Genomic DNA, 23,193 nt, shown 5'->3' on the forward strand with positions numbered 1-23,193 from the left:
TCTGATGTCTTCACCTGCCTGGCCTCGGCTTGCCTACTCAGCGGCACTGTATGCGCTCTCACCGCTGATTGGCTGGCGCATATGGCGTGAGCAAGTACCCACTTACTCACGCCTTCAGCGGCTGGGTTTACGCCTCGAACCGCTGCCTTCCGCGCCACGTATTTGGCTGCACTGTGCCTCGGTGGGAGAAGTACGCGCCGCTCGACCGTTGATTGAGGGGCTACTAGCGCGTTATTCAACGCATAGCCTGCTGCTCACTACCATGACTGCGACAGGTGCTCAGCAGTCTCAAGCGCTTATTAGCGAGCAAACCCCAAGCGATCAAGCAAGGCTTACCCATCGCTTCCTACCGTTGGATTTTCCCGGTGCTGCCAGACGCTTTGTACGCAGCGTTCAGCCCGAACTTGCGATCCTGTTTGAAACCGAGCTGTGGCCCAACCTGATCCACGCCTGTCGCCAGCAGGGTGTGCCGGTGGCAGTGGTGAATGGTCGCCTATCGCCCCGCGCCTTTAAGCGCTACCAACGCCTGCGCCCGCTAATGGCCAGCACGCTCGCCAATATTAGCTGGCTAGCCGCAAAATCACCGGCAGATGCCGAACGCTTTAATGCCCTTGGCTGCGGCACGGATATTACACGCATCGTTGGTTCGCTGAAATTTGAAATAGCTTGCCAAGATAAGGTGTCTGAAGAGAGTGAGCGCTTACTTCAAGAATGGGGAGAGCGTCCGGTTTGGGTAGCGGGCTCCACCCGAGACGGCGAAGAAGCACTTGTGCTTCAAGCCCATCGTCAGCTACTTAGGCGCTATCCGAACGCGTTGCTGGTGCTGGTGCCTCGTCACCCCCAGCGCTTTGATGAGGTGGCTAAACTTTGCCAAACAGAAAGCTGGACACTAAGCCGCCGCAGCCTACAGCAGCCTGCCACAAAGCAAACTCAGGTTTACCTGGGGGATACGCTCGGTGAACTGGCCGCTCTTTATGCAGCAGGTCGTGTGGCCTTTGTGGGGGGCAGCCTAGTGCCGTTGGGCGGGCACAATGTGCTTGAACCAGCGGCGCTCGGTAGGCCGGTGCTTAGCGGTTTCTCAATTGAGAACTTCGCCGATGTTGCTGAACCGCTTCAAGCGGCAGGTGCGCTAACGCTGGTCGATAGCTCGGATGCCCTGGCAGATGCCTTGGCGGACTACTTTGCTAACCCTGAGCGCGCCCAACAGGCTGGGCGCGCTGGCCGCGCGGTGATTGAGACGCAAAAAGGCGCACTTGATCGCACCCTGACAGGATTGGCGTCGTTACTGTCTCGTTAGCCAGTGCCTGTATCGAAGAATCTTTATTTAAGCGCTATGCGCTCCACGCCATCTTCTTTGCCCAGCAGCAGAACATCGGCGCCGCGGGCGGCAAACAAGCCATTGGTCACCACACCGACGATAGCGTTGATACGCGCCTCCATGGCTACCGGGTCTTCGATCATAAATTCAAAGCAGTCGATGATTTGGTTGCCATTATCGGTGACTACCCCCTGGCGATAAACCGGCTCGGCACCAAGCGCTACCAGCTCGCGGGCGACATAGGAGCGAGCCATGGGGATGACTTCTACCGGCAGCGGAAAATGACCTAACTGAGGCACGTACTTTGAGCCATCAGCAATGCAGATAAAGCGTTCGGCACAGGCAGCCACGATTTTCTCTCGGGTAAGCGCAGCACCGCCGCCTTTAATCATATGTAAGTTAGCATTTACTTCGTCCGCACCGTCGATGTAAAAAGGAACTGTGCCAACGCTATTGAGCTCAAAAACTTCAATGCCCAGTTTCTCAAGGCGCTCGGCACTTGCCTTAGAGCTCGCCACCGCGCCTTTAAAATGATGGCGCAGGGGCCCCAGGCGATCAATAAACAGGTTAGCCGTGGAGCCGGTGCCAATGCCTAAGATGGTATCCTTTTCCAACTGAGATTTAATTTCTGCAATGGCGGCGTCCGCCACGGCGGCCTTTAATTCATCCTGGTTCATAGCTTGGTTCATAAATAGCCTTGTGAGTCAGAGGAGAGTTAGAGAAAAGAGGTAGTGGCGTTAGTATAACGGCCTAAACGTTGCCTGCCGATGGAAACGCGGCTAGACGCCGCTATACGTAATCTGCTACCAATAAAAGCTTTGTCCGTTCACGTTCTTCCCTTGGGATACCCGCATGCTCGAAGCAACCGTCAAAAAGATCCTCCAAGCCCGCGTTTATGAAGCCGCTTGTGAGACCCCGATTTCCCCTGCACCCTTTTTGTCGCGTCGTTTCAACAACCAGATTTTGATTAAGCGCGAAGATCTACAGCCGGTGTTTTCGTTCAAAATCCGTGGCGCTTATAACAAAATGGCGCAGCTCACCCAGGATCAAAAAGATAAAGGCGTGATTGCCGCTTCCGCCGGTAACCATGCTCAAGGGCTGGCCATGGCCGCGAAGCTGATGGGTGTCAAAGCCGTCATTGTGATGCCGCGTATTACCCCCGATATCAAAGTGCAGGCGGTGCGCGCCCGGGGCGCCAAGGTCATCCTCAAAGGGGATGCCTTCGCTGCTGCAGCCGAGCATGCTCAAGAGCTGATCAAAGAGCACGGTTACACCTATATTCCGCCGTTTGACGATATTGATGTGGTGGCCGGTCAAGGCACCATCGGCGTGGAAATTCTGCGCCAACACGCTGGGCGCTTAGACGCCATCTTCGTGCCGGTTGGCGGCGGTGGTTTGATCGCCGGTGTCGCGGCCTATGTGAAGTACCTCCGCCCGGATATCAAAGTAATCGGTGTCGAAGCCGAAGACAGCGCCTGCCTCAAAGCCGCCTTAGAGGCGGGTGAGCGTGTGGTGCTCGAGCAAGTGGGTGTATTTGCCGAAGGCGTCGCGGTGGCACAAATTGGCGAGGTGCCGTTTTCGTTGATCAAAGATCTGATTGACGGCGTTATCACCGTCAATACCGATGAAATGTGTGCAGCGGTGAAAGATATTTTTGAAGATACCCGTGCCGTGGCGGAAACCTCTGGCGCGCTCTCGCTGGCAGGGCTAAAAAAATACGTGCAGCAGACCGGTGCCGAAGGCGAGACGCTGCTGTGCATTAACTCAGGCGCCAATACCAATTTTGATCGCCTACAGCACATTGCCGAGCGCACGGAACTAGGCGAGCAGCGTGAAGCGATCCTGGCGGTGACCATTGCCGAGAAACCCGGTAGCTTTAAGAAGTTTTGCCGCACGCTAGGCAAGCGTATGGTGACCGAGTTTAGCTATCGCTACGCTGACAGCAGTGAAGCGCATATCTATGTAGGCGTGCAGGTTAAGCCCGGCGGTGAAGATCGACAGGCAGTGATCGACAAGCTGCGTGAGAGTGGCTATCAAGTAGAAGACTTGACTGACAATGAGCTGGCGAAACTGCATATTCGTCACCTAAGTGGTGGCCGCCCCAGCGAACGTTTCGAAGAAGAGGTATACCGTTTTGAGTTCCCCGAGCGCCCCGGTGCGCTGATGAACTTTTTGACGCAGTTGCCACACGACTGGAACATCTCGCTATTTCATTATCGCAACCATGGCGCTGCCTACGGCCGAGTGTTGGTGGGAATGCAAGTCCCAAACGGTGACCGTACTCATGTGGCAGAGTACTTAGATGCCATCGGCTACCGTTACTGGCGTGAAAGCGATAATCCGGCCTACCGATTATTTATGGCTTAGCGCTGCCCTGCGGTAAGCATAAGACGTGCGTAAATAGTTGTGTGTAAGTGGTTGCTTACCTTTAACGTCAGAGCTGCTAGTAACATAACGTAACTTAATCCTCAGAAATGAGGCTAAAAAAGGTCGCTAAACTAGTTGTCAACGATGGCCTAATAGCCCTATAGTCGTGAACGAAATTAAGCAAATCTGCCACCCTTTTGAAACCGTAAAGTGTGGTGGATTTAGCACATTCGGCAACGGTAAAGGTGTTGGAGAAGCGGCATGCGGCGGAAGAAGCCTGATATGGTAATGGCGTTGATGGTGGTATTTGCATTAGGAGTGCTGGCTACCGGCTATGCGCAGGCGTTGTCGGGAAGCTAATTCCCCGCAAGGTGACAGATAGCAGACGAGAGGGGCTGATCCTTTATGGGGTCAGCCCTTTTTTATGGCCAGTTTTTAAGGACAGCGATTGCCGGCGAACGTAGCCTTGGTCACTGACCACCACCTGTAAAGGCACATCCCATGGCTCCACAGGCAGAGAAGCCACCTGTTGGCAGGCATGGGCGACGCCAATCAAAGTAGGCGATGGGCCGGGGCGGTGCATGAACGCTAAGCTGCGGTCGTAAAATCCACCCCCCATGCCCATGCGGTTTGCATTAGCATCAAATCCGACTAGCGGCACAATCAGCGTATCTAGCGCCCAAGTGGGCAGCCGATTACGCCGCTGGGCACTGAATCTCACGTCAGGCTCCCAAATACCAAAACGGTTTTTTATCATTGGGGTGTCAGGACGGTAGGCAACAAACCACAGGCGGTTAGCGCTAAACGGACGTAAAACCGGGAGATAAATATTGACGTTACGCTGACGTAGCCAGGGAATAAGCGGGGTAGGATCGATTTCGCCGTTGACAGGCAGATAAAGACTTAAGCGCCGTGCGCGGCGTATTTCAGGCAGGGTTTTCAATCGTTGGCACAAGCGCTGTGCCGCAAGGCGTTGCTCATGCTCAGAAAGGGCTCGGCGTTGGTGACGTAAAGAGCGGCGGAGCGCGCGCTTATCGTCGTCCAGATAGAGGCTTTCCATGCAGATATTCTTTTATCCTCTATATTTTCGCATAGCCTAGACTTTGGGTGTTCTCCAGAGTGCCGCTGTCATTCTGGCCCTGAACCTACTGGTTCAGGTGGGTGGCCGCAGCCAGACCGTCAGGCTTTCCGACGCACGGACATGCACACGGGCCTGGCTAGCATTTGGCCCCCTGGGTATTACGCATAGGCTCGAGGGACTATAACGACTGGCGTACACCCCAGAGAACCCCGCCATCCTAACAGAGCGACGGCTAATGCCAAAGGTCTGGGTTAAACGTTCGCCGAGTCTTTAGATCGTTGACAGCGCTTTCAGGTAAAGCCTAAGACTGGCGCGTTTTGGATAATGCCCGCTCAAGACGCTCATTTAAACGGTTCAGGCTCTCTTCACCGGCACGGTGCTCATCCATGGCTTCAAGAAGTTCGTGGGTGATATTGAGGGCCGCCATGATCGCCACACGCTCACTCCCCAGCACGCTGCTTTGGGCATTGATACCCTGCATGGCGCGGTCTAAGTAGCGCGCGGCGCGATCAAGTTTGGCTTCTTCGCCCGTGTCGCAGGCAATGATATAGCCGCGCCCTAATAGGGTTATTTCTTTGGTTGGCCGCTTGGCGTTGCTCATCAAAGACTCCAGCACGGGCCAGCAAGGGGCCCAATGCGTTAACATCACAGCATAGGAAGATAGGTGTCACTCACTATAAGAGAGGCACTTGTGCGCGGTCAACGCGCGGGCGAGTGCATCTCGTACCATTGCCGCCACCCTATCCCCCACACGCCCAGTAAATACGAGGTTATTAAATACTATGTCATTGATTGATGAGCGTCAGGACTTCTCCGATGTCGCAGATGTCTTTCTTCTCCATGGCAGCATGCAGTCGCCGGCTTTTTTGGATGGCCGCTTATGTGCGCTGCTGGCGTTACGCGATGTGAATGCAGAGGCTTGGTTGGACGAAGTCTGCCAGAGCCTTGGTGTTGAGCAGCCCCGCGATCAGGCAAGTGCCGAGCGGCTATTAGGCTGGCGGCGGCAAACCGTAGAGGCGCTTAGCGCCAGCGACCTGGACTATACCCCACTGCTACCCGACGAGCTGTTCTCCCTGGGCGAGCAGGCGCAGGGTCTTAAAGAGTGGACGCTGGGCTTTATTGAGGTGATCGATGAAGTGGCCGACAACGAGCTGCGCGAGCGTTGGTCTCAGGCGCTCCGTGAGGCGATTGATGACTTGCAGGCGCTGGGTCGGATAGATACCGATATCGACGACAGCCCCGAAAACGAAAACGATCTGTTTGCGCTTACCGAGCATGCCCGCATGGCCGCTATGCTGCTGTATACCGAGCAGCACCCTGGTATGCCGCAAGTCGAGCAAACTGACGCACCCGTTCACTAATCCCGTTGCCTAGATAGGAGCCGCTATGCTGTCCGACCCTGTGTTGCCTACGTTGTTACCTCGCCCCCCTGCGATCAGTATGGGCGAGTACCGCCACCGCCGTGACGCCTTAATGGCCCAGCTGCCGGATAACGCAGCGGTGGTGCTCCCCGGTGCCGGACTGATGACCCGTTCACGGGATAGTGAATTTGCCTTCCGTCAGAACAGCGATTTTTACTACCTGACGGGCATACACGAACCAGATGCACTGCTGTTGCTGCTACCAGGACGCGCTGAAGGTGAAAGCGTGGTGTTCTGTCAGGATCGCGACCCCACCATGGAAGCCTGGACAGGGCGCCGTTTGGGTGCCGAAGGCGTGGTCGCTGATTACGGCATCGATCAGGCGTTTGAAAACGCAGTACGTGATGAGCGGCTACCTGAACTGTTGGCAGGTCGTGAGCTACTTTATCTGCCCCTAGACAATGCTGAAGCTGTCAGCATGGCTGAAGATGCTTTACATGAAGCCCTGGTCGGGCTTAGACGCGGTCGGCCGCCGCTAAAAGGTTGGCTGGATATCAGCCCGTTGGTTCACGCCATGCGGCTGATCAAAAGCAATGCTGAAATTGCCCTGCTCAGACATGCGGCACTGATATCTGCCCATGCTCACCGGCGCGCCATGCAGGTGGCGCGCCCAGGGCTGAGCGAATTTCAGCTCCAGGCAGAGTTAGAGCATGAGTTTGTCTGGCATGGGGCCAGTGGCCCTGCCTACAGTACGATTGTGGGGAGCGGTGCCAACGCCTGCGTACTGCACTATATTGAAAACAGCGCACCGCTGTGTGAAGACGGCTTGGTGCTGATCGATGCAGGTGCCGAGTTTGAGTTATATGCTGGTGATATCACCCGCACATTCCCGGTGTCCGGGCAGTTCAATGATGCCCAGCGGGCGCTCTACCAAGTGGTGCTCAACGCCCAGCAGCGCGCTGTGAGTGCCGTCCAGCCGGGTGCCACCCTTGCTGATATCCACCAGGGCGTGGTGCATGACTTAACTGCCGGGCTGATTGAGCTTGGCCTGCTGGAAGGCGACGTTCAGGCGCGCATCGATGATGAGAGTTATCGACGTTTTTACCTGCACTCAACGTCACACTGGTTGGGGCTGGATGTGCACGATGTCGGCACTTACCGGTTGGATGAGCAAACACCTCGGCCACTGGTTGCAGGTATGGTGCTCACCGTGGAGCCTGGCCTGTATATTCCTAGTGAAGACGATATTCCTGATGCCTATCAGGGTATTGGTATTCGTATTGAGGACAATGTGGTCGTCACTAACGAAGGCCATGAAGTACTGACCGCCGACGTGCCTAAACAGGTCGTTGAAATCGAAGCATTGATGGCTAAAAAGTAACCAGTCATCAATGTCTATAAAAGTCTTTATGTAAATTACGTTACGAAATTATTATTACCTCTTTATGAGTCGGCGTCGTGGCCGGGAGAAGCCAATGCAGCAGTCTAATCAGGCGGTTAAGGGAGCGCTGACGCATGACATTGTGATTGTGGGCGGGGGGCTGGTAGGCGCCAGCTTAGGCTGCGCCCTGGCGCCGCTGATTGAACGCTATGGCTGGCGTGTGGCGATCATTGAGTCGGCGCCTATGGCTGTTCAGCCACAGGAAACGACCTGGCAGCCCAGTTTTGATGCCCGGGCCAGTGCGATTGCAGAAGGTTCAGCCCAGCGCTTCCAACAGTTGGGTGTGTGGGAAGCGATGCGTGATGAGGCCACGCCTATCAAACGTATTCATATCAGTGAGCGAGGCCGCTTAGGAGCGACACGGCTGAGCGCTGACGAGCTGGGCGTCGCCGCGCTGGGGCATGTAATCCCCAATGCGTGGATGGGCCGTGTGCTGCACCAACGGCTTGCCCAACTGCCGCTGGAGTGGCACTGCCCGGCGAAGGTTGAGCTACTTACCCCCGTAGCTAATGGGCATGAGCTGCATCTCTCAGACGGTAGCCAGTTGAAGGCAGGACTGACGGTATTGGCAGATGGGGGACGCTCCGGTCTTAAAGAGCAGTTAGGCATTGGCAGCCGCCATGAATCTTACCAGCAGACGGCGCTGATCGCTCACGTGGGGGTAAGCCAGCCCCACATGGGCGTCGCTTATGAGCGCTTTACCTCCCAAGGGCCAATGGCGCTGTTGCCGCTCCCCGGCCAGGCCATGGAGCTAATCTGGACGCACCCCAGTGGTAGCGAACAAGCGCGTATGGCGCTTCCCGAGCGTGAATTCCTGCTGCAACTTCAGCGTGCCTTTGGCGACCGAGTGGGTCGCTTTACCCGGGTCGGCACCCGGCACGCTTATCCGCTTTCACTGGTCACCGCTGAAGAACCGGTGCGTCCAGGGCTGGCGGTATTGGGTAACGCTGCCCACGCTTTGCACCCGGTCGCGGGGCAGGGGTTCAACTTGGCCCTGCGTGGGGTAATGGATCTGGTCGAAGCGCTGGAGCAGGGTGAGCAGGCCAAGCGGCCGTTGGGCGATATGAGTACGCTGCAAGCCTTTGAGAAGCAGCGCTCCCGAGACCGCGCCAATGTGATTCGCTTTAGCGACGGCCTGGTGCGGCTATTCGGGCTCTCCTTCCCGCTGTTGCCCAATGCCCGGGCCGCGGGGTTAATCGGCTTGAATCTGGTTGGGCCCCTGCGGCGAGGGCTGGCTCGACGCGCCATGGGCTTAGAACGTTAAGCTTATACATCCTAGGCCATGAATATGAACAAGGGAACGCTATGCATACGGACTCATCCATTGCGAAGCCGCCAGTGGAAAGCTTTGAAGCGATTATTGTTGGCGGTGGCATGGTCGGTACCGCACTCTGCGCGCTGTTAGCCCAGGCGGGCATGCAGGTAGCGCTTGTTGAGGCAAAGCCCGCGCCGTTAAGCCTTGAGAATGCCACTAGCCAGCTGCCAGCCCCGCGGGTTAGCGCGTTAACGCCGGTCTCTCAACGCTTGCTAACCCATGTGGGCGCTTGGCCCGCGATGCAGAAAACCCGGGTAACGCCCTACCAAGGCATGCAGGTATGGGATGCCGAAGGGAGTGGTGAAATCGCCTTCTCCGCCGACGAGGCGGGAGTAGCCGTACTGGGCCATATTGTTGAGAATGCGGTCACGCTGGCCGCGCTCAATCATCAGGTCGTTGAGCATCCCAATGTCACCCCATTTTTTGGCGCTCGCCTACAGGCGCTGCAGCGCCCAAGCTCATATCCTTCAAAGCAAGCCTCAAGTGGCGACTGGCTGATACTTGACGATGGGCGACAGCTACATGCGCCGTTAATCATCGCCGCAGATGGTGCCCACTCGGTGCTGCGCGAAATGGCCGGTATTGAGGTGGCCAGCGACGATATGCAGCAGGAGGCAGTGGTAACCACCGTTACGTGCGCCAAGTCCCATGGTGGCGCTGCTCGGCAAGCGTTTATTGATGGTCGCCCACTGGCGTTTCTGCCGTTAACCGTGGAAGGGAATGACCATTACTGCTCAATCGTATGGTCAACCACGCCGGAGCACGCCGCTGAACTGAGTGAACTGCCCCGCGAAGCGCTTGGGGAGGCACTGGGGAGAGCATTTGGTCATCGCCTAGGTGAGGTAACGGTCTGCGATAAAGCCCACCGTTTTCCGTTAGTGCAGCGCCATGCCCGCCACTATGTGCAGCCGCATTTTGCTCTGGTGGGCGACGCTGCCCACAACATTCACCCGCTGGCGGGCCAGGGCGTCAATTTAGGCCTTATGGATGCGGCGGTCTTGGCAGAAGAGGTGGTGTATGCCTGGCAGCGCGGTGCGCCCTGGGGAGAGTTAAGCACCTTGAAGCGCTATGAACGCCGGCGGCGCTTTGATAACAGCGCCATGCTGGGGCTCATGAAGGGGTTTAAAGTACTGTTCGGCAGCCACGACCCGGCGTTGACGCTGGCGCGTAACCTGGGAATGAGTGGCATGAACCAGTTGGTGCCGCTAAAACGGGTATTGATGCGGCAGGCGACCGGGGAGCGCGGCCGCCTGCCGCTTAGCTGTCGTTAAACCGGGCTGTCGTTAAATCAGGTTGCCGTCAACGCCGTTGACGGTCGACTACGTTGAGTGCTTTAAGCAGATTAAGCGCCTCGCTGAGTTGGTAATCATTGAGTAGTCGCTCGGCCATCTCCTGGCGATCCCGTGGCGCCTGCTGAGCGCTTAGGTGGCCCTCGAGGTCGGCTTCACGAATCTCCCGGCGGCTCTCGGCGACTTCCAAGCGACCACGCACAACGTCTACATCGGGCTCAATGCCTTGGGCCTGAATGGAGCGACCGTTGGGAGTGTAGTAGAGCGCCGTGGTAAGTTTGAGTCCTTCGCCATTACCGAGTGGCATAATCTGCTGCACTGAACCTTTACCAAAACTATCGGTGCCCATAATCACACCACGCCGCTGATCCTGCAGCGCCCCGGCGACGATTTCCGCCGCTGACGCACTGCCACCATTGATCAACACGACCAGCGGCACATCGGCAGCGGGCGTGGTGGGTGAGGCAGAGAACGACATTTCGGTATCTGAGAGGCGCCCCTCGGTATACACGATCAAGCCCTCATCCAGGAACAGGTCGGCAATGCCGACGGCGGCCTGTAGCACCCCACCGGGGTTATTACGTAAATCGAGTATCAACCCTTCTAAAGGCTGTTCGCGAGCCATAAGCTCAAGCGCATCGCGCGCCTGTTCCGGTGTGCGCGACTGAAACTGACTAACGCGCAGGTAGCCATAACCGGGCTCGAGCAGCTCATGTTTAACGCTTTCGCTGCGAATAACCTCGCGGGTCAGAATAAATTCCCGCGGCGAATCTTCGCCTGAACGCAGCACGCTAATGCGTAGATCGGTGCCCGGCTCACCGCGCATCAGGGTGACGGCCTCTTGCAGCGACATGCTGTCGGTGGGGGTGCCATCAATGGCGACGATAATATCGCGAGAAAGTAGCCCCGCGCGGGAAGCGGGGGTGTCGTCGATAGGCGTAATCACCATGAGCTGACCATTCTCGGTGCCCACCTCGATACCGATGCCGCCAAATTCGCCCTGAGTCGACTCGCGCAGGCTCTGGTACTCCTCCTCATCCAAGTAGGCGGAGTGGGGATCTAGCTCGCTCAGCATGCCGCGCATAGCGTTGCGCAGCAGCGTACTGTCATCGACCTCCTCAACGTAGGCACGCTTAATGCGCTCAAACACCTCGGCGAAGGTCTGAATATCTTCCAGGGGTAGTTGGTCGTAGGATGGCTCATCCACTGCACCGCTACCGGCTGGCTGGGCGAGCAACGGTAGCGGGGCCGCCAGTAAAGCAATCGGGAGCAGGGTAGCCAAGAAGCGCTTGGCGGGGGCTGATACCCCGGTAACTGATAGCGTCATGCAGACTCCGCAGGGCGATAGGTGGCGCCATAGCGCGCACCCTGTCGTGGAAAGTGTTTAGTTGAAAATGAACATTGAGACATCAATAGTCATGCAGCTTATCCCGTCAGCGACGCGCAATCCAACGCTGTGGATTAATTGGTTCACCCCCGCGGCGAACTTCGAAGTAGAGCGCCGCGCGGGTTTGACCACCGCTATCACCTACGCGACCAATTTCATCACCGCGACTGACCTGCTGACCAGGCCTGACGCTAAACTGTTGCAGGTGAGCATGCAGCGTCATGATCTGGTCACCGTGGTCGATAATCAACAAGTTACCAAACCCCCGCATCCAGTCAGCGAATACCACCCGGCCAGTGTGTACGGCAGTGACCGGGGTGCCCGCGCTGGCCTGAATCACAATACCGTTATAGTGCACGCCGTCGCGATGGTGAAAACTGCTGCTGATTGAACCCTGTACCGGCCAAGGCAAATCACCTTGGGTGCTTACAATATGCGTAGTAGGCGTGGGTTCAGCAAGTTTTGCCATCTCCGCCTGGATATTACGGAGTACCCTTTCGGCCTCTTCGCGGCTCTGATTGAGGTCGGCCAGCCGCTCCTCTTCGCTTCCGTAGCGGTCATCCAGATTGGAAACAACGCCTCGCCGTTCGGTGGTGCGTTGGGCTAACAGCGCGCTTTGCTCTTCTAACTCGTCGGCCAGCGTATCGAGGCGGGCCTGCCGCTCGCTTAGTTCCTCCTGAGTATCGGAGAGCGCCGTATCGAGGCGGGCGATAGCATTTAAGCGGCGATTGCGTGCTTCGGTCAGCCGATTCATATACGCCTGCATACGATCAAGCTCGGACGGGTCGCCCTGGTTAAGCAGCAGTTTGAGCTGCGGCGTTGGGCCAAGGCGGTAAAGCGCTGAGAGCTGCTGGCCCAAGGCTGCATATTGATCGGCACGCTCGCTCTCCAGTCGGTCACGATGTTGACGGAGCTGGGTCGTTTCATCATTCAACTGGCGGCGCTCAGCTTGTAGCGTGTCTAAGCGCTGATGAGTCTCGGCAAGCTTGGTTTCGACTTCCTTGAGCTCGCGTTCGGCGCTATCGCGGGCCTCGCCAGTGGCGCTGAGGCGTTGGGCAACGGACTCGATCTCTTGGCCAATCGCATCCAACTGCCGGCGCGCCGCACTTTCATCCTGCTGGGCGAAGCCTGCTGGCGCATAACTTATCGCCAGCAGGAGGGTCATTGCCAAATAGCACCGATTAGACATTACTTATAATGGATCAGTGGTTTACCCGTCATCGCCTCGGGCTGTTTCTGATCCATCATGGTCAACAGCGTGGGGGCCAGGTCGCATAGTTTGCCCTCTTCAAGCGAGGCCGCACGTTCGCCGACGTAAATAAGCGGCACCACAAAGGTGGTGTGGGCGGTTTGCGGTGCGCCGGTTTCGGGATGAACCATCTGTTCGGCATTACCGTGGTCGGCGGTAATTAAGCAGGCGCCGCCTGCACGCTCGATGGCTTCAACGACACGACCCACGCAGGTATCGACGGTCTCAATGGCTTTTACCGCCGCATTGAAGTCGCCGGTGTGGCCGACCATATCACCGTTGGCGTAGTTACAAACGATCAGGTCGAAGCTGCCGCCGTCAATGGCATCGACAAGCTTATCGGTAATCTCAAAGGCGCTCATTTCAGGTTTTTCGTCGTAGGTGCGCACATCACGGGGAGAGGGCACGAGGATGCGCTCTTCGCCTTCGTACTCGGCTTCGTTACCGCCTGAAAAGAAGAACGTCACGTGGGGATACTTTTCGGTTTCGGCAATACGCAGCTGTTTCAAGCCACGCTTGGCGACGACCTCCCCCAGGGTGTCATTGAGATCCGATGGCGGGAAGGCGGCAGGCGCAGGAATGTCAGCGGCGTACTGGGTCATCATTACCAGCCCTTTACCGGCAAGCTTAGGGCATGCCCGCCGCTCGAAACCGTTGAAATCCGGCTCGGCAAAGGCACGAGTTAACTCACGGGCGCGGTCGGAGCGGAAGTTAAGGAAAATCGCTGCATCGCCATCCTGCAAAGTAACTGCTTTTTCTTTGGAACCGTCTTTGAGCGGTATGCTGCTAGCCGCCACAAATTCATCGGTTTCACCACGCTGATAGGCGTCACGCAGTGCGGTTTCAGCGCTGGTGGCGTAGTACTCTGCTTGGCCATCGGTAAGCAGACGGTAGGCCTGCTCGACGCGCTCCCAGCGGTTGTCGCGATCCATGGCGTAGAAACGGCCAATAATCGAGGCGACAAAGCCATTGTCAGCGCCCACCAGCTCGGCCAGGCGAGCATTGGCGCGCTCTATCGAGGCCAGCGCACTTTGCGGTGGCATATCACGACCATCGAGAAAGGCATGAATAAAAATACGCTGGGCCCCACGGCGTGCCGCAAGTTCGGCCATGGCAATAAAGTGGTCTTCATGGCTGTGGACGCCGCCGGGGGAGAGCAGGCCAATCAAGTGTACCGGCCGGCCATTGGCGACAGCCTCGTCAATCGGCTGGGTGAGGTTGTCATTAACATCCAGGTCGCCGTCTTCAATCGCCTTGCTGATACGGGTAAAGTCCTGATAAACGATACGTCCGGCACCAATATTCATATGGCCAACTTCAGAGTTGCCCATCTGGCCATCGGGAAGCCCCACGTTAAGGCCATCGGTGTGAACGAAGGCGTGAGGGCGGCTTTCCCACAGTTTATCCATTGTCGGCGTATGGGCAGCGGCCACCGCATTATGGTCGCTCTCGGGGTTGTGGCCGTAGCCGTCGAGAATAATCAGCGCCACGGGGCGCGGGGTGCGAGAAGTATCCATAAAAAAACCTCGTTAAGATTGGCAAGCCGAACGACTCGAAAATTCGGGGTCGCGACAGGCGCACGCTTGGGGCATCATAACGCAGGCAACTGCCAGGCGTCATGAGTTAGGCCTGCGCGGGAAGCTATCTGACGTGTATACTTGTCGCGTTTTGGCAGCGGTTAGGCCGCTTTTTTCTGCATAGACCAAGAGATTGTGTTCGCGATGATCGATCAGGTGTTCGAATTCGTACAGAACCACCCCCTGCTAGTTGGGGCATTTTTGCTGGTGCTGATAGCGTGGATTATTTATGAAACGCGCAGCGCCGCCACGAATGCACTGACTGCCTCGCAGGCCACTCAGCTTATCAACCGCGAAGACGCGGTGGTGCTGGATATCCGTGAAAACAAAGACTTCAAAGCCGGGCATATCGCGGGGGCGCGCAACATTCCGCAGAGCAACCTCGATAGCCGCATGAGCGAACTGGATAAAGTAAAAGCCCAGCCGGTCATCGTGGTTTGCAAGCACGGTCAGAGTTCTGGCGCCGCACAGGCCAAGCTCACCAAAGCAGGCTTTGAGCGTGCTTACAAGTTGAGAGGCGGTATGGCGCAGTGGCAAGGCGACGGCCTTCCGGTGGTTAAAAAGTAAGCAACGCTACCTTTATTTAATGAACAATCAGGAGTTTTCTCATGGCGGAAGATAACAACACCCCGCAGGCTGGTGCCGCGGCGGACGAAAAACCGCAGCTCAAATTCTCGCTGCAGCGTATTTATGTAAAAGATATTTCGTTTGAAGCGCCCAATTCACCTTCGGTGTTTAAGCAGGCGTTCAAACCCAAGGTGAACCTGGATCTTAATACCACCAGCACTAAAATTGCTGATGACCAGTATGAAGTGGTGGTCAAAGTTACTGCCCAGGTGAACGACAACGAAACCGGTACCACCTCTTTCCTGGCGGAAGTGGAGCAAGCGGGCCTTTTCCGTATTGCCGGTATTGAAGGTGCGCAGTTGGATCAAACCCTAGGCGCTTTCTGCCCTAACCTGCTGTTCCCCTACGCCCGCGAGTGCGTGGATAACCTGGTCAACCGTGGTGGTTTCCCGCCACTGATGCTGGCACCGGTTAACTTCGAAGCGATGTACGCCCAGCGTAAGCAGCGCGAAGCTAAGCAAGCCGCCGAAAACACTCACTAAGCGATGCCAAAAGCCATGTCAGAAACGCACGCCGCTGATTGGTACGCCCTGCATGGCAAAATGCCACGTCTCTATGTGCCTGCTGCTTTCGTAGCAGGCAGAGAACTTGCATTGCCTGACGGCCCGGTGCGTCATATCACCCGCGTGTTGCGCATGGGCGAAGGTGCACCGTTGGTGCTATTTGATGGCCAAGGTCTTGAGGCGGGGGTGCGCTTGGCGGACGTTAGCCGCAAGCAGACGCTCGTGCGGGTCGAAGCGGTATGGTCGGGCAGTGGTGAATCGCCGCTGTCTGTCCATTTAGGCCAGGCCATCTCTAAAGGCGACCGAATGGATTATGCCATTCAGAAGGCCGTCGAGTTGGGCGTTGCGGCAATTACTCCACTGTATACCGAGCGCGGTGATGTGCGCTTAAAGGGCGACCGTGAAGATAAAAAGCTCGCCCACTGGCAGGCAGTGGCGGCCAGTGCCTGCGAGCAGAGTGGCCGTGCGGTGGTGCCCCAAGTGCATTCACCGATGCCGTTATCAGCATGGCTTGAAGAGCGCCAGGAGCCGCTGCGCTTGATGCTGCATCTAGCGACCGGCAATGCGTTTGATCGCCAAGACCGACCGGCTTCGGTAGCGCTGCTTATCGGCCCTGAAGGCGGTTTAAGCGAGAGTGATATCGCCGCTGCCCAAACCGCTGACTTTACGCCGCTGACTCTTGGCCCACGGGTTTTGCGTACGGAGACGGCACCGGTGGTGGCGCTTTCGTTGCTGCAGCACTACTTTGGTGATTTGTAAGTACTTACTATCAATCGAAGCCTTGTCAAACTGCTTTGCCCCTTCGCTCGCTTGCCCCTGAGCTCTTTGTCTCTGATTCCGGCCCATTTCGATATGCCTGCTGAAGGCCCTTAAGCACGATGGGTTTAAGCATCGGCAGCGGTTCACCTGATAGCCCACTGATCACCAGCAAGCGGTGTTGTCGGCCTTGCGCATAGCCCAGATAGCAGGGCAGCCATATCGGCGTTGGGGCGCTACCCAGCACTTGAATTCGCCAGTGGCGTGGTGTCGCCATGCGCTCCCATAGCCACAGCTGGTCCAGTGCTTCTGGCGTTGGCGGTAAGCCGCTATCAATGTTAAGTGCTGAGCTGGGTTCTTCGGCCTGGGTGGGTAGTTCGGTGCCCACTAGTAGTAGTGCACGGCGCATTTCCTTAGCACACAGTAACCAAGCACCCGCTGCACCATTCGATAGGCCTAGCGGTGCCGCCCAGAGGCCAACCCAGGCAGGTTCGCAAGCCGTCGCGCCAAGGCGCTGTAAGCACCGTTTAGCAGCATCTTCTTCAATCCGCCGCGCAAGTGTTAAGCGTTCAGCCATTTGCCCACCCCTGCAGCAGCGCTAGCATGCCCAGTATGAGACAAAACCAAGCGAATAGGCCGATACAGCGACGGCGCGTCAACCGTGCCTCTTGACCAATCACCTGGGCGTTATCGGCTCTTGCGGCCAATACGGCCTGCATATCCGGCGCGGCTTCGGTCATCATCACATCGCTTAGCTGATCTTGGCTGGGTGCGGTTGCTGTTAGGCTAACGAGATAGCCAACGCTCATCGAAACCGCTACCCCCACCGTGTTGTTATACAGCCACGAGATATCGAGGAGCGCAGACACGGCCCATACGGAGAGCATGCCGGCAATCAGTCCGGCCATCGCTCCCCGTGCGTTGGAGCGGTGGCTAAAAATAGCCAATAGGAAGGTACCTAGTAGCGCCCCGTAAAACCACGAGCCGATTTGGTTGACCGCCTCGATCACAGGGCCAAGATTACCGGCGAAGAAAGCAAACAGGGTGGCATAAAGCCCCCAGAAAATGGTGGCCGTGCGTGATGCTTTCAGATAATGAGCATCGCTGGCATTGGGGTTGATATAGCGACTATAAAAATCCCGCACGGTTACCGCCGAAAGCGAGTTGAGCGCCGAGTCGAGACTCGACATCGCCGCGGCAAACACCCCGGCAATGACTAGTCCCGCCATGCCTGAGGGAAAGGCGCTGACGACATAGCGGGGTAGCAGTTCATTGAGATCCTCGGGGGGCGTTAGCCCATGCTGCTGGTAATAGGCGGCCAAGATGATGCCAATAAATAGAAACAGCAGCATCTGCGGAATCAGCAGGTAGCCGCCAATCAACAGCGAGCGCTGAGCATCGAGCACTGATGGGCTTGAGAGCACTCGCTGGATTTGGCTCTGGTCAGTGCCGAAGTAGGCCACATGGAGGAAAAAACCGCCGAGTAAGCCTGCCCATAGCGAGTAGGTTACGCTGGGGTCGAAGGATAAATCGATGGCGTTGAACATGCCGCTGGCCGCGCCGAAGTCGAAGACATCGCCCCAACCGCCAGGCAGGCTGGTCACTAAAAAGAAGATGCTTAACAGTGCACCAAGCCAGAGTACGAACATTTGCACCACATCGGTCCAAATTACCGCGCTGATACCGCCCATCACGGTATAGGTGATGGCCAGTACCGCCATAATGATAATGGTGAGGTTAACGCTCCAGCCGGTCACCACTGCAAGCACGAGCGCTGGCGCATAGAGCACCACGCCAGTGGCTAGGCCGCGGGCAATCAGAAACAGCAGGGCTGTGAGGGTTCGCGTCGCTGGGCCGAAACGGCGCTCCAGCAGTTCGTAAATACTGTAGATGCCCGCGCGGTGGAAAATAGGTACCAGCACCAAAATCAACACAATCATGGCCAAGGGCACATTGATAAACGTCACCAGGCGTTCAAGGCCTCCCTCGAAGCCCCAGCCCGGCGCCCCGATAAAGGTGATCGCGCTGGCTTGGGTCGCCATGACCGAAAGACCGATGGCCCAGCCGGGAATTTTGCGTCCGCCTAGAAAATAGTCTTCGGGGTTATGCTGATCTTTGCCGAAGCGTGAACCAATCCAGGCTATTAAGCTGATGTAACCAATCAAAACGATCGTATCAAAAAGCGTGAACCCTTCCATGTTCGCCCCCTTACGCCTAATTTTGTCTAGTGTTTTTGAGAGTAGCAGGTTGTGGAGTGTTTGCTTTTTCAGGCGTCAGGCATGCTTTCAACCACTAAAAAATGCTATCTCGCTTTGCCCTGTGGGTGTCAGGCACCATAATGTTGGTCTATTTTCTTGAAGGACGTTACCCATGGTGCGTGAGTCACACTCATCCCCCCGATCCGCCAGCGATGCAGCCGCCCAGTTGGGAGAAGTGGCGTACCTAACGGTCACGGCCGTCAATAACATCGGGGCGTTTTTGCAATGGGGGCAGCCGAAGGATGTGTTGCTGCCGTTTAGTGAGCAGCAGTTCCGCCCTGATCCCGGCAAACGTGTACTGGTCATGCTGTATAGCGACGACCAGGGGCGGCCAGTGGCGTCGATGAAGCTGGATCGTTTTTTGACCGATGACGCCTGGGCCATGGAAAAGGGTGACGAAGTCGCCGTCATAGTGGCGGAGCGTACTGATCTGGGTATGAAGGTGGTGGTGAATCACCGCTACTGGGGGCTTATTTACCAGGACGACGTCACCCAGCCATTGCGCCGTGGTCAATCAGTCAAGGGCTACGTAAAGCAGCGTCGTGAAGATGGTCGCCTAAATATCTCGCTGCTACCGCCAGGTGCGGCTCGTTTGGATGTGGTGGGCGATAAGATACTGCAGGTATTGCGTGAAAGCGGCGGCTATTTGGCGCTGGGGGATAAAAGCCCTGCTCATGAAGTTAAAGCCCGTTTAGGGGTGAGTAAAAGCGCCTATAAACAGGCCATTGGGCGGCTTTATAAGCAGCAGCTGATTACCCTAGAACCTGGAGCTATCCGCTTAGTGCCCGGCGCGCTTAGCGAGTAGTTAGCGGGGGCAGTTGGAGCCGGGCGAGCAGTACGGCATACTGAGCATCAATTGTTTATGTTTGGATAGTGCCCCCGATGAGCCAATCAAATCTGCATCTCGGCGTTGTGATGGATCCCATCAGCGACATCGCTTACAAGAAAGACACCACCATGGCCATGCTATGGGCCGCCCAGGAGCGCGGTTACACCCTGCACTATATGGAGCAGGAAGACCTTTTCTTGAATGCAGGGCAAGCCTACGCACGTATGCGGCCGTTAACGGTGCATCGTGATCCGAACCACTGGTACGACCTGGGCGAGCCCTCTGCGCGTCCAATGGTTGAGCTGGATGTGGTGCTGATGCGTAAAGATCCGCCCGTCGATGCCGATTTCACTAACGCCGTGCATTTATTAGGTTTTGCTGAGCGTGAGGGTGTGCTGGTGGTTAACCCCACGGCAGCGCTGTTGCAGTGTAATGAAAAGCTGTTTGCGCAACAGTTTCCTCAGTGCTGCGCGCCGACGCTTGTGGCCAGCCGCGACGATGTACTGCGCGCCTTCCATGCGGAGCACGGCGATGTAATCTTCAAGCCACTGGATGGCATGGGCGGTACCGGCATTTTTCATATTGGCCCGGAAGGCCGTAATATCGGCGCGGTCATTGAGCAGCTTACCTTGCGCGGGCAGCGGCAAATTATGGCCCAGCGCTACCTGCCGGAAATTAAGAATGGCGATACGCGTATTCTGTTAGTCGATGGTGAGCCCGTTCCTTTTGGACTGGCGCGTATACCCTCTGCGGGCGAGACTCGTGGCAATCTAGCTGCCGGAGGGCGGGGCGTGAGTCGCGAGCTTACTGATCGTGATCGCTGGCTAATTCAGCAGGTACAGCCCATGATTCGGGACAAAGGCTTAATGTTTGTCGGCCTCGATGTCATCGGTGACTATATTACTGAAATCAACGTCACCAGCCCCACCTGTGTGCGTGAAATTGATGATCAGCGGGGCACCAATATTGCCGGTTTACTGCTGGATGCCATCGAGCGCCGCTTAGCCTAGGCACGGCTTCACTCTTATAATGACACTTATTACGCTATGTCTGCTGAGATGCCAGCAGGCAGTGGGAGACGCATGCAAAGTTTGAAACATCACTTTCTAATGGCTATGCCGCATTTAGAAGATCCTAATTTTGCCGGTAGTCTGATCTATCTTTGCGATCACGATAACAACGGCTGCATGGGGGTGATTACTAACCGACCGTTAGAGATCACGCTTGAGGCGCTGTTTGATCAGCTGGAATTAGGCGGTGAAACAAGCCCACATCGTAATGCGCCGGTTTATTATGGCGGGCCTATGCATAAAGACCGTGGCTTCATTCTGCATGTCGGCGATAGTCAGCAGTGGGACTCGAGTATCCAGGTGGAGGACGGTATTGCGCTGACCACCTCGCTGGATATTCTTCAGGCCTTTGCCGCTGGCGAGGGGCCAGAGCACTTTTTAGTCTGCTTAGGCTGCGCGGGCTGGGAAGTCGGGCAATTGGAAGAGGAGTTGAAGGAGAACAGCTGGCTAACGGTAGAAGCCGAGAGCAACGTGCTCTTCAATACCCCGCCCGTTGAGCGCTTAACCGCGGCGGCTGGTTTACTCGGTATTGATCTTAACCTAATGACCCGAGACGCGGGGCACGCCTGATGGCCGAAGCGGGGCAGCGCTTAATCCTGGCCTTTGACTACGGCACTCGGCGTATTGGTGTGGCGGTGGGCAACGAGCTGCTGCGCAGTGCGCGCGAGCTCACTCCGCTGACGGCAAGGGATGGGATTCCCGATTGGAATGTCGTGTCACGGCTACTTAACGAGTGGCAGCCGGATCTGTTAGTGGTGGGATTACCGTTGAATATGGATGGTAGCGAGTCAGATATGAGCACTCGCGCTCGCAAGTTCGGTAATCGTTTGCATGGCCGTTTTGGTAAACCGTGTGAAATGGTCGATGAGCGTGGCACCACGCGAGAAGCTAAGCTAATCGCTCGCGAGGCGGGCCATAAAGGCAATTATCGTCAAGACAGTGTCGATGGCATTGCGGCTATTCTTATTCTTGAAGGCTGGTTCGCCCACCAGGAAGGCTTGCCTGGCGGGCGCCTTTCTCTATAAGTTCTACCTTGAAATTCCTACCCTTAAACTTTTGCGCTTTAACGATCCAGCGTGCCCGTTTGGGTGGGTACGTACCAGCGCACGGGGCGTAGCTCTTTTTCGATTAGCTCATCGACATTGAGCAGTGTCGCGAAAATCGCCATTCGCATGGGGATACCGTTATCGGTTTGGCGGAAAATCGCCAGACGCGGATCGCCGTTAAGGTCGACGTTTAGATCATTCGCGCCGGGGCGGCTATCCCTGGGTAGCGGGTGCATCACAATGGTGCTTTGGCTGCAGCGGTGATCGAGAAAATCGCGGTTAACCATAAAGTCGTCAGAGAGCCCCTGAAAGCTCTCATTCATCTCGTCGGTAAAGCGCTCCTTCTGTATCCGTGTGGTGTACACCACATCTAAATCGGCAAAATCACTAGCGAGAGAATCGCGCTGCTCAATGCGGTGGCCGCGAGAGGCTACTAAGTCAATCAGCTTGGAAGGCATCTCAAGGCCCGGCGGCGACACCAGGGTAATGCGCAGCGGGTCATAGAGGGATAAAAGCTTAATCAGTGAATGTACGGTACGGCCGTACTTCAAGTCGCCGGTGAGTAAAATATGCGCACCGGTCAGTGATTTACCTAGGCGCTGAAACTCTTTATCAATCGTATAAAGGTCAAGTAGTGCTTGGCTGGGGTGCTCCCCGGGGCCGTCGCCACCATTAATAACCGGTACATTCGTCGCCGCGGCAAACTCAGCCACCGAGCCCTGGTCGGGGTGGCGCATTACAATGGCGTCGCAGTAGCCACTCATTACACGGCTGGTGTCATATAGTGACTCTCCCTTCGCCATAGAGGAGAAAGTGAAGCCCGTGGTGTCACATACGCTGCCACCTAAACGACAAAAGGCAGCATTGAAGCTTACCCGCGTACGGGTGCTGGCTTCAAAAAACAGGTTGCCGAGTACCGCCCCTTCCAACACTCGTGTCACTTGGCGCCGCTGAGCAATTGGCTCCATGCGTGCAGCCACACGCAGTAAATGATCAACGCTTTCGCGGTTTAATGAGTCGACAGTTAGCAGGTGGTGGCTCATGGCGGACCTCAGTAAGGTGGTAGATAGCGCTAGTGTAACCGCCAATGAGGGTAGTGCCGAAGGGCTTTCATTCACGCATGGCGGACAATCTGTAATTTTTCTACAAAACCGCTTGCCAACCCGGCAGCGAATCCGTAAAGTACGCATCCGCTGCCGGGGACGCCAAGCGTTACCAGCGGTAAATGAAGTGTAAAAGCTTCGGTTTGTCAAAGAGTTAGCGGTTTTGGATGTGGTCAGGTTTGCATCGAAAACAACGCCCTTGACAACCACCAGGAAATGCGTAGAATACGCCTTCCTCGCTGAGGCAAGCCAGTTCTTTGGATGTGGTCAGGTTTGCATCGAAAACAACGCCCTTGACAACCACCAGGAAATGCGTAGAATACGCCTTCCTCGCTGAGGCAAGCCAGTTCAACGGCAGTCCGGTTACTTTCACAGTAACCAAACAGCGAAACAGCTCTTTAACAATTTGATCAGGTAATTCATGTGGGCGCTTGCTGATGTTGGTGACAAATCACCAAATATCAAGGCAAGCGGTCATGAGAGCGACAGTTTTTAAACGTAAGTTTTTAAACAATAGTTGAATGAATTCGTTTGAACCTTGAGCCAAGTTTGGTTCGCTTCTGTCACTTTCGAGTGGCGGGTAAGAACCGCATAGATCTTAAACTGAAGAGTTTGA

22 protein-coding genes and 1 other RNA gene are annotated in these 23,193 nt (G+C 56.3%); 13 read left to right on the plus strand and 10 right to left on the minus strand.

The window, feature by feature from the left end; genetic code table 11:
- Window positions 1-4: 4 nt before the first annotated feature.
- On the plus strand, window positions 5-1,297 hold the full coding sequence (gene waaA / locus RO22_RS02210) for a lipid IV(A) 3-deoxy-D-manno-octulosonic acid transferase (RefSeq protein ID WP_027958480.1): 1,293 nt from the start codon (window positions 5-7) through the stop codon (window positions 1,295-1,297).
- Window positions 1,298-1,320: 23 nt separating this feature from the next.
- Here waaA and rpiA read toward each other — a convergent pair whose 3' ends face one another.
- Window positions 1,321-1,995, minus strand: a complete 675-nt coding sequence (rpiA, locus tag RO22_RS02215; protein WP_027958479.1) for a ribose-5-phosphate isomerase RpiA — start codon at window positions 1,993-1,995, stop codon at window positions 1,321-1,323.
- Between the two features lie 175 nt (window positions 1,996-2,170).
- Between rpiA and ilvA the strand changes: the two genes are divergently transcribed.
- The gene (ilvA, locus tag RO22_RS02220) at window positions 2,171-3,685 is read left to right on the plus strand and encodes a threonine ammonia-lyase, biosynthetic (protein WP_009286372.1); all 1,515 of its coding nucleotides are present in this window, start codon (window positions 2,171-2,173) and stop codon (window positions 3,683-3,685) included.
- Between the two features lie 403 nt (window positions 3,686-4,088).
- On the opposite strand, the gene RO22_RS02225 is transcribed toward ilvA, so the two are convergent.
- From RO22_RS02225 to RO22_RS02230, 3 genes are all read right to left on the minus strand, one after another.
- Window positions 4,089-4,745: a 5-formyltetrahydrofolate cyclo-ligase gene (locus tag RO22_RS02225; RefSeq protein WP_009286373.1), complete on the minus strand. Its 657-nt coding sequence runs from the start codon at window positions 4,743-4,745 to the stop codon at window positions 4,089-4,091.
- Window positions 4,746-4,792: 47 nt separating this feature from the next.
- Window positions 4,793-4,975, minus strand: a non-coding RNA gene (gene ssrS, locus RO22_RS24000) — 6S RNA.
- A gap of 92 nt (window positions 4,976-5,067) precedes the next feature.
- Complete coding sequence (locus RO22_RS02230; RefSeq protein WP_022521011.1) at window positions 5,068-5,367, minus strand: cell division protein ZapA; 300 nt, start codon at window positions 5,365-5,367, stop codon at window positions 5,068-5,070.
- A 181-nt stretch (window positions 5,368-5,548) separates the two neighbouring features.
- Between RO22_RS02230 and RO22_RS02235 the strand changes: the two genes are divergently transcribed.
- The 4 genes from RO22_RS02235 (at window position 5,549) to RO22_RS02250 (ending at window position 10,154) form a co-directional block, all read left to right on the plus strand.
- Window positions 5,549-6,127 (plus strand): UPF0149 family protein, encoded by a 579-nt coding sequence (locus tag RO22_RS02235; protein WP_039857873.1) that lies wholly within the window; start codon window positions 5,549-5,551, stop codon window positions 6,125-6,127.
- A gap of 40 nt (window positions 6,128-6,167) precedes the next feature.
- Window positions 6,168-7,508 carry a Xaa-Pro aminopeptidase gene (pepP, locus tag RO22_RS02240; RefSeq protein ID WP_027958477.1) on the plus strand — a complete coding sequence of 447 codons (1,341 nt, stop codon included), beginning with the start codon at window positions 6,168-6,170 and terminating at the stop codon, window positions 7,506-7,508.
- A 94-nt stretch (window positions 7,509-7,602) separates the two neighbouring features.
- The gene (gene ubiH / locus RO22_RS02245) at window positions 7,603-8,832 is read left to right on the plus strand and encodes a 2-octaprenyl-6-methoxyphenyl hydroxylase (protein WP_027958476.1); all 1,230 of its coding nucleotides are present in this window, start codon (window positions 7,603-7,605) and stop codon (window positions 8,830-8,832) included.
- A gap of 41 nt (window positions 8,833-8,873) precedes the next feature.
- Window positions 8,874-10,154, plus strand: a complete 1,281-nt coding sequence (locus tag RO22_RS02250) for a UbiH/UbiF/VisC/COQ6 family ubiquinone biosynthesis hydroxylase (RefSeq protein ID WP_041157471.1) — start codon at window positions 8,874-8,876, stop codon at window positions 10,152-10,154.
- A 28-nt stretch (window positions 10,155-10,182) separates the two neighbouring features.
- On the opposite strand, the gene RO22_RS02255 is transcribed toward RO22_RS02250, so the two are convergent.
- The 3 genes from RO22_RS02255 to gpmI form a co-directional block, all read right to left on the minus strand.
- On the minus strand, window positions 10,183-11,499 hold the full coding sequence (locus tag RO22_RS02255; RefSeq protein ID WP_009286378.1) for a S41 family peptidase: 1,317 nt from the start codon (window positions 11,497-11,499) through the stop codon (window positions 10,183-10,185).
- A 106-nt stretch (window positions 11,500-11,605) separates the two neighbouring features.
- On the minus strand, window positions 11,606-12,724 hold the full coding sequence (locus RO22_RS02260; protein WP_235270462.1) for a murein hydrolase activator EnvC family protein: 1,119 nt from the start codon (window positions 12,722-12,724) through the stop codon (window positions 11,606-11,608).
- A 23-nt stretch (window positions 12,725-12,747) separates the two neighbouring features.
- Window positions 12,748-14,325 carry a 2,3-bisphosphoglycerate-independent phosphoglycerate mutase gene (gene gpmI / locus RO22_RS02265; RefSeq protein WP_041157473.1) on the minus strand — a complete coding sequence of 526 codons (1,578 nt, stop codon included), beginning with the start codon at window positions 14,323-14,325 and terminating at the stop codon, window positions 12,748-12,750.
- Window positions 14,326-14,529: 204 nt separating this feature from the next.
- Here gpmI and RO22_RS02270 point away from each other — a divergent pair, with 204 nt between their 5' ends.
- Genes RO22_RS02270 through RO22_RS02280 form a run of 3 tightly spaced genes read left to right on the plus strand, consistent with a single transcriptional unit; the run spans window position 14,530 to window position 16,274 of the window.
- Window positions 14,530-14,952, plus strand: a complete 423-nt coding sequence (locus RO22_RS02270) for a rhodanese-like domain-containing protein (RefSeq protein ID WP_027958472.1) — start codon at window positions 14,530-14,532, stop codon at window positions 14,950-14,952.
- 41 nt (window positions 14,953-14,993) lie between these two features.
- Window positions 14,994-15,494, plus strand: coding sequence for a protein-export chaperone SecB (gene secB / locus RO22_RS02275; RefSeq protein ID WP_027958471.1), 501 nt, complete (start codon window positions 14,994-14,996; stop codon window positions 15,492-15,494).
- A gap of 15 nt (window positions 15,495-15,509) precedes the next feature.
- Window positions 15,510-16,274, plus strand: coding sequence for a 16S rRNA (uracil(1498)-N(3))-methyltransferase (locus RO22_RS02280; protein WP_051430501.1), 765 nt, complete (start codon window positions 15,510-15,512; stop codon window positions 16,272-16,274).
- 25 nt (window positions 16,275-16,299) lie between these two features.
- Here the strand turns inward: RO22_RS02280 and RO22_RS02285 are convergent, their stop codons facing one another.
- Both RO22_RS02285 and RO22_RS02290 read right to left on the minus strand, forming a co-directional pair.
- Window positions 16,300-16,848 (minus strand): hypothetical protein, encoded by a 549-nt coding sequence (locus RO22_RS02285; protein ID WP_027958469.1) that lies wholly within the window; start codon window positions 16,846-16,848, stop codon window positions 16,300-16,302.
- On the minus strand, window positions 16,841-18,469 hold the full coding sequence (locus RO22_RS02290) for a sodium:solute symporter (RefSeq protein ID WP_009286380.1): 1,629 nt from the start codon (window positions 18,467-18,469) through the stop codon (window positions 16,841-16,843). The genes RO22_RS02285 and RO22_RS02290 overlap by 8 nt, the downstream gene beginning before the upstream one ends.
- 172 nt (window positions 18,470-18,641) lie before the next feature.
- Between RO22_RS02290 and RO22_RS02295 the strand changes: the two genes are divergently transcribed.
- The 4 genes from RO22_RS02295 to ruvX all read left to right on the plus strand — a co-directional run bounded on the left by RO22_RS02295 (window position 18,642) and on the right by ruvX (window position 21,453).
- Complete coding sequence (locus tag RO22_RS02295) at window positions 18,642-19,334, plus strand: S1 RNA-binding domain-containing protein (RefSeq protein WP_027958468.1); 693 nt, start codon at window positions 18,642-18,644, stop codon at window positions 19,332-19,334.
- Between the two features lie 77 nt (window positions 19,335-19,411).
- Complete coding sequence (gene gshB, locus RO22_RS02300) at window positions 19,412-20,368, plus strand: glutathione synthase (RefSeq protein WP_027958467.1); 957 nt, start codon at window positions 19,412-19,414, stop codon at window positions 20,366-20,368.
- A 72-nt stretch (window positions 20,369-20,440) separates the two neighbouring features.
- A complete protein-coding gene (locus RO22_RS02305) occupies window positions 20,441-20,998 on the plus strand; it encodes a YqgE/AlgH family protein (protein ID WP_027958466.1) in 558 nt (185 codons plus the stop codon).
- Window positions 20,998-21,453: a Holliday junction resolvase RuvX gene (ruvX, locus tag RO22_RS02310; RefSeq protein WP_022520995.1), complete on the plus strand. Its 456-nt coding sequence runs from the start codon at window positions 20,998-21,000 to the stop codon at window positions 21,451-21,453. The genes RO22_RS02305 and ruvX overlap by 1 nt, the downstream gene beginning before the upstream one ends.
- Before the next feature lie 38 nt (window positions 21,454-21,491).
- Here the strand turns inward: ruvX and RO22_RS02315 are convergent, their stop codons facing one another.
- Window positions 21,492-22,562 carry an aspartate carbamoyltransferase gene (locus tag RO22_RS02315; RefSeq protein ID WP_411905963.1) on the minus strand — a complete coding sequence of 357 codons (1,071 nt, stop codon included), beginning with the start codon at window positions 22,560-22,562 and terminating at the stop codon, window positions 21,492-21,494.
- Between the last annotated feature and the right edge of the window lie 631 nt (window positions 22,563-23,193).

Origin of the sequence: Halomonas sp. KHS3 (assembly GCF_000830495.1) — a bacterium.
Lineage (GTDB): Bacteria > Pseudomonadota > Gammaproteobacteria > Pseudomonadales > Halomonadaceae > Vreelandella > Vreelandella titanicae.

Excerpts from the sequence above, each read along its gene's own strand:
- RO22_RS02255 (WP_009286378.1), bottom strand. The coding sequence starts at position 11,499 with ATGACGCTATCAGTTACCGGGGTATCAGCCCCCGCCAAGCGCTTCTTG.
- RO22_RS02270 (WP_027958472.1), top strand. The coding sequence starts at position 14,530 with ATGATCGATCAGGTGTTCGAATTCGTACAGAACCACCCCCTGCTAGTT.
- ruvX (WP_022520995.1), top strand. The coding sequence starts at position 20,998 with ATGGCCGAAGCGGGGCAGCGCTTAATCCTGGCCTTTGACTACGGCACT.
- secB (WP_027958471.1), top strand. The coding sequence starts at position 14,994 with ATGGCGGAAGATAACAACACCCCGCAGGCTGGTGCCGCGGCGGACGAA.
- gshB (WP_027958467.1), top strand. The coding sequence starts at position 19,412 with ATGAGCCAATCAAATCTGCATCTCGGCGTTGTGATGGATCCCATCAGC.
- ubiH (WP_027958476.1), top strand. The coding sequence starts at position 7,603 with ATGCAGCAGTCTAATCAGGCGGTTAAGGGAGCGCTGACGCATGACATT.
- RO22_RS02295 (WP_027958468.1), top strand. The coding sequence starts at position 18,642 with ATGGTGCGTGAGTCACACTCATCCCCCCGATCCGCCAGCGATGCAGCC.
- RO22_RS02285 (WP_027958469.1), bottom strand. The coding sequence starts at position 16,848 with ATGGCTGAACGCTTAACACTTGCGCGGCGGATTGAAGAAGATGCTGCT.
- RO22_RS02280 (WP_051430501.1), top strand. The coding sequence starts at position 15,510 with ATGTCAGAAACGCACGCCGCTGATTGGTACGCCCTGCATGGCAAAATG.
- RO22_RS02250 (WP_041157471.1), top strand. The coding sequence starts at position 8,874 with ATGCATACGGACTCATCCATTGCGAAGCCGCCAGTGGAAAGCTTTGAA.
- RO22_RS02290 (WP_009286380.1), bottom strand. The coding sequence starts at position 18,469 with ATGGAAGGGTTCACGCTTTTTGATACGATCGTTTTGATTGGTTACATC.
- RO22_RS02260 (WP_235270462.1), bottom strand. The coding sequence starts at position 12,724 with ATGACCCTCCTGCTGGCGATAAGTTATGCGCCAGCAGGCTTCGCCCAG.
- RO22_RS02305 (WP_027958466.1), top strand. The coding sequence starts at position 20,441 with ATGCAAAGTTTGAAACATCACTTTCTAATGGCTATGCCGCATTTAGAA.
- ilvA (WP_009286372.1), top strand. The coding sequence starts at position 2,171 with ATGCTCGAAGCAACCGTCAAAAAGATCCTCCAAGCCCGCGTTTATGAA.
- rpiA (WP_027958479.1), bottom strand. The coding sequence starts at position 1,995 with ATGAACCAGGATGAATTAAAGGCCGCCGTGGCGGACGCCGCCATTGCA.
- gpmI (WP_041157473.1), bottom strand. The coding sequence starts at position 14,325 with ATGGATACTTCTCGCACCCCGCGCCCCGTGGCGCTGATTATTCTCGAC.
- waaA (WP_027958480.1), top strand. The coding sequence starts at position 5 with ATGTCTTCACCTGCCTGGCCTCGGCTTGCCTACTCAGCGGCACTGTAT.
- RO22_RS02235 (WP_039857873.1), top strand. The coding sequence starts at position 5,549 with ATGTCATTGATTGATGAGCGTCAGGACTTCTCCGATGTCGCAGATGTC.
- RO22_RS02225 (WP_009286373.1), bottom strand. The coding sequence starts at position 4,745 with ATGGAAAGCCTCTATCTGGACGACGATAAGCGCGCGCTCCGCCGCTCT.
- RO22_RS02230 (WP_022521011.1), bottom strand. The coding sequence starts at position 5,367 with ATGAGCAACGCCAAGCGGCCAACCAAAGAAATAACCCTATTAGGGCGC.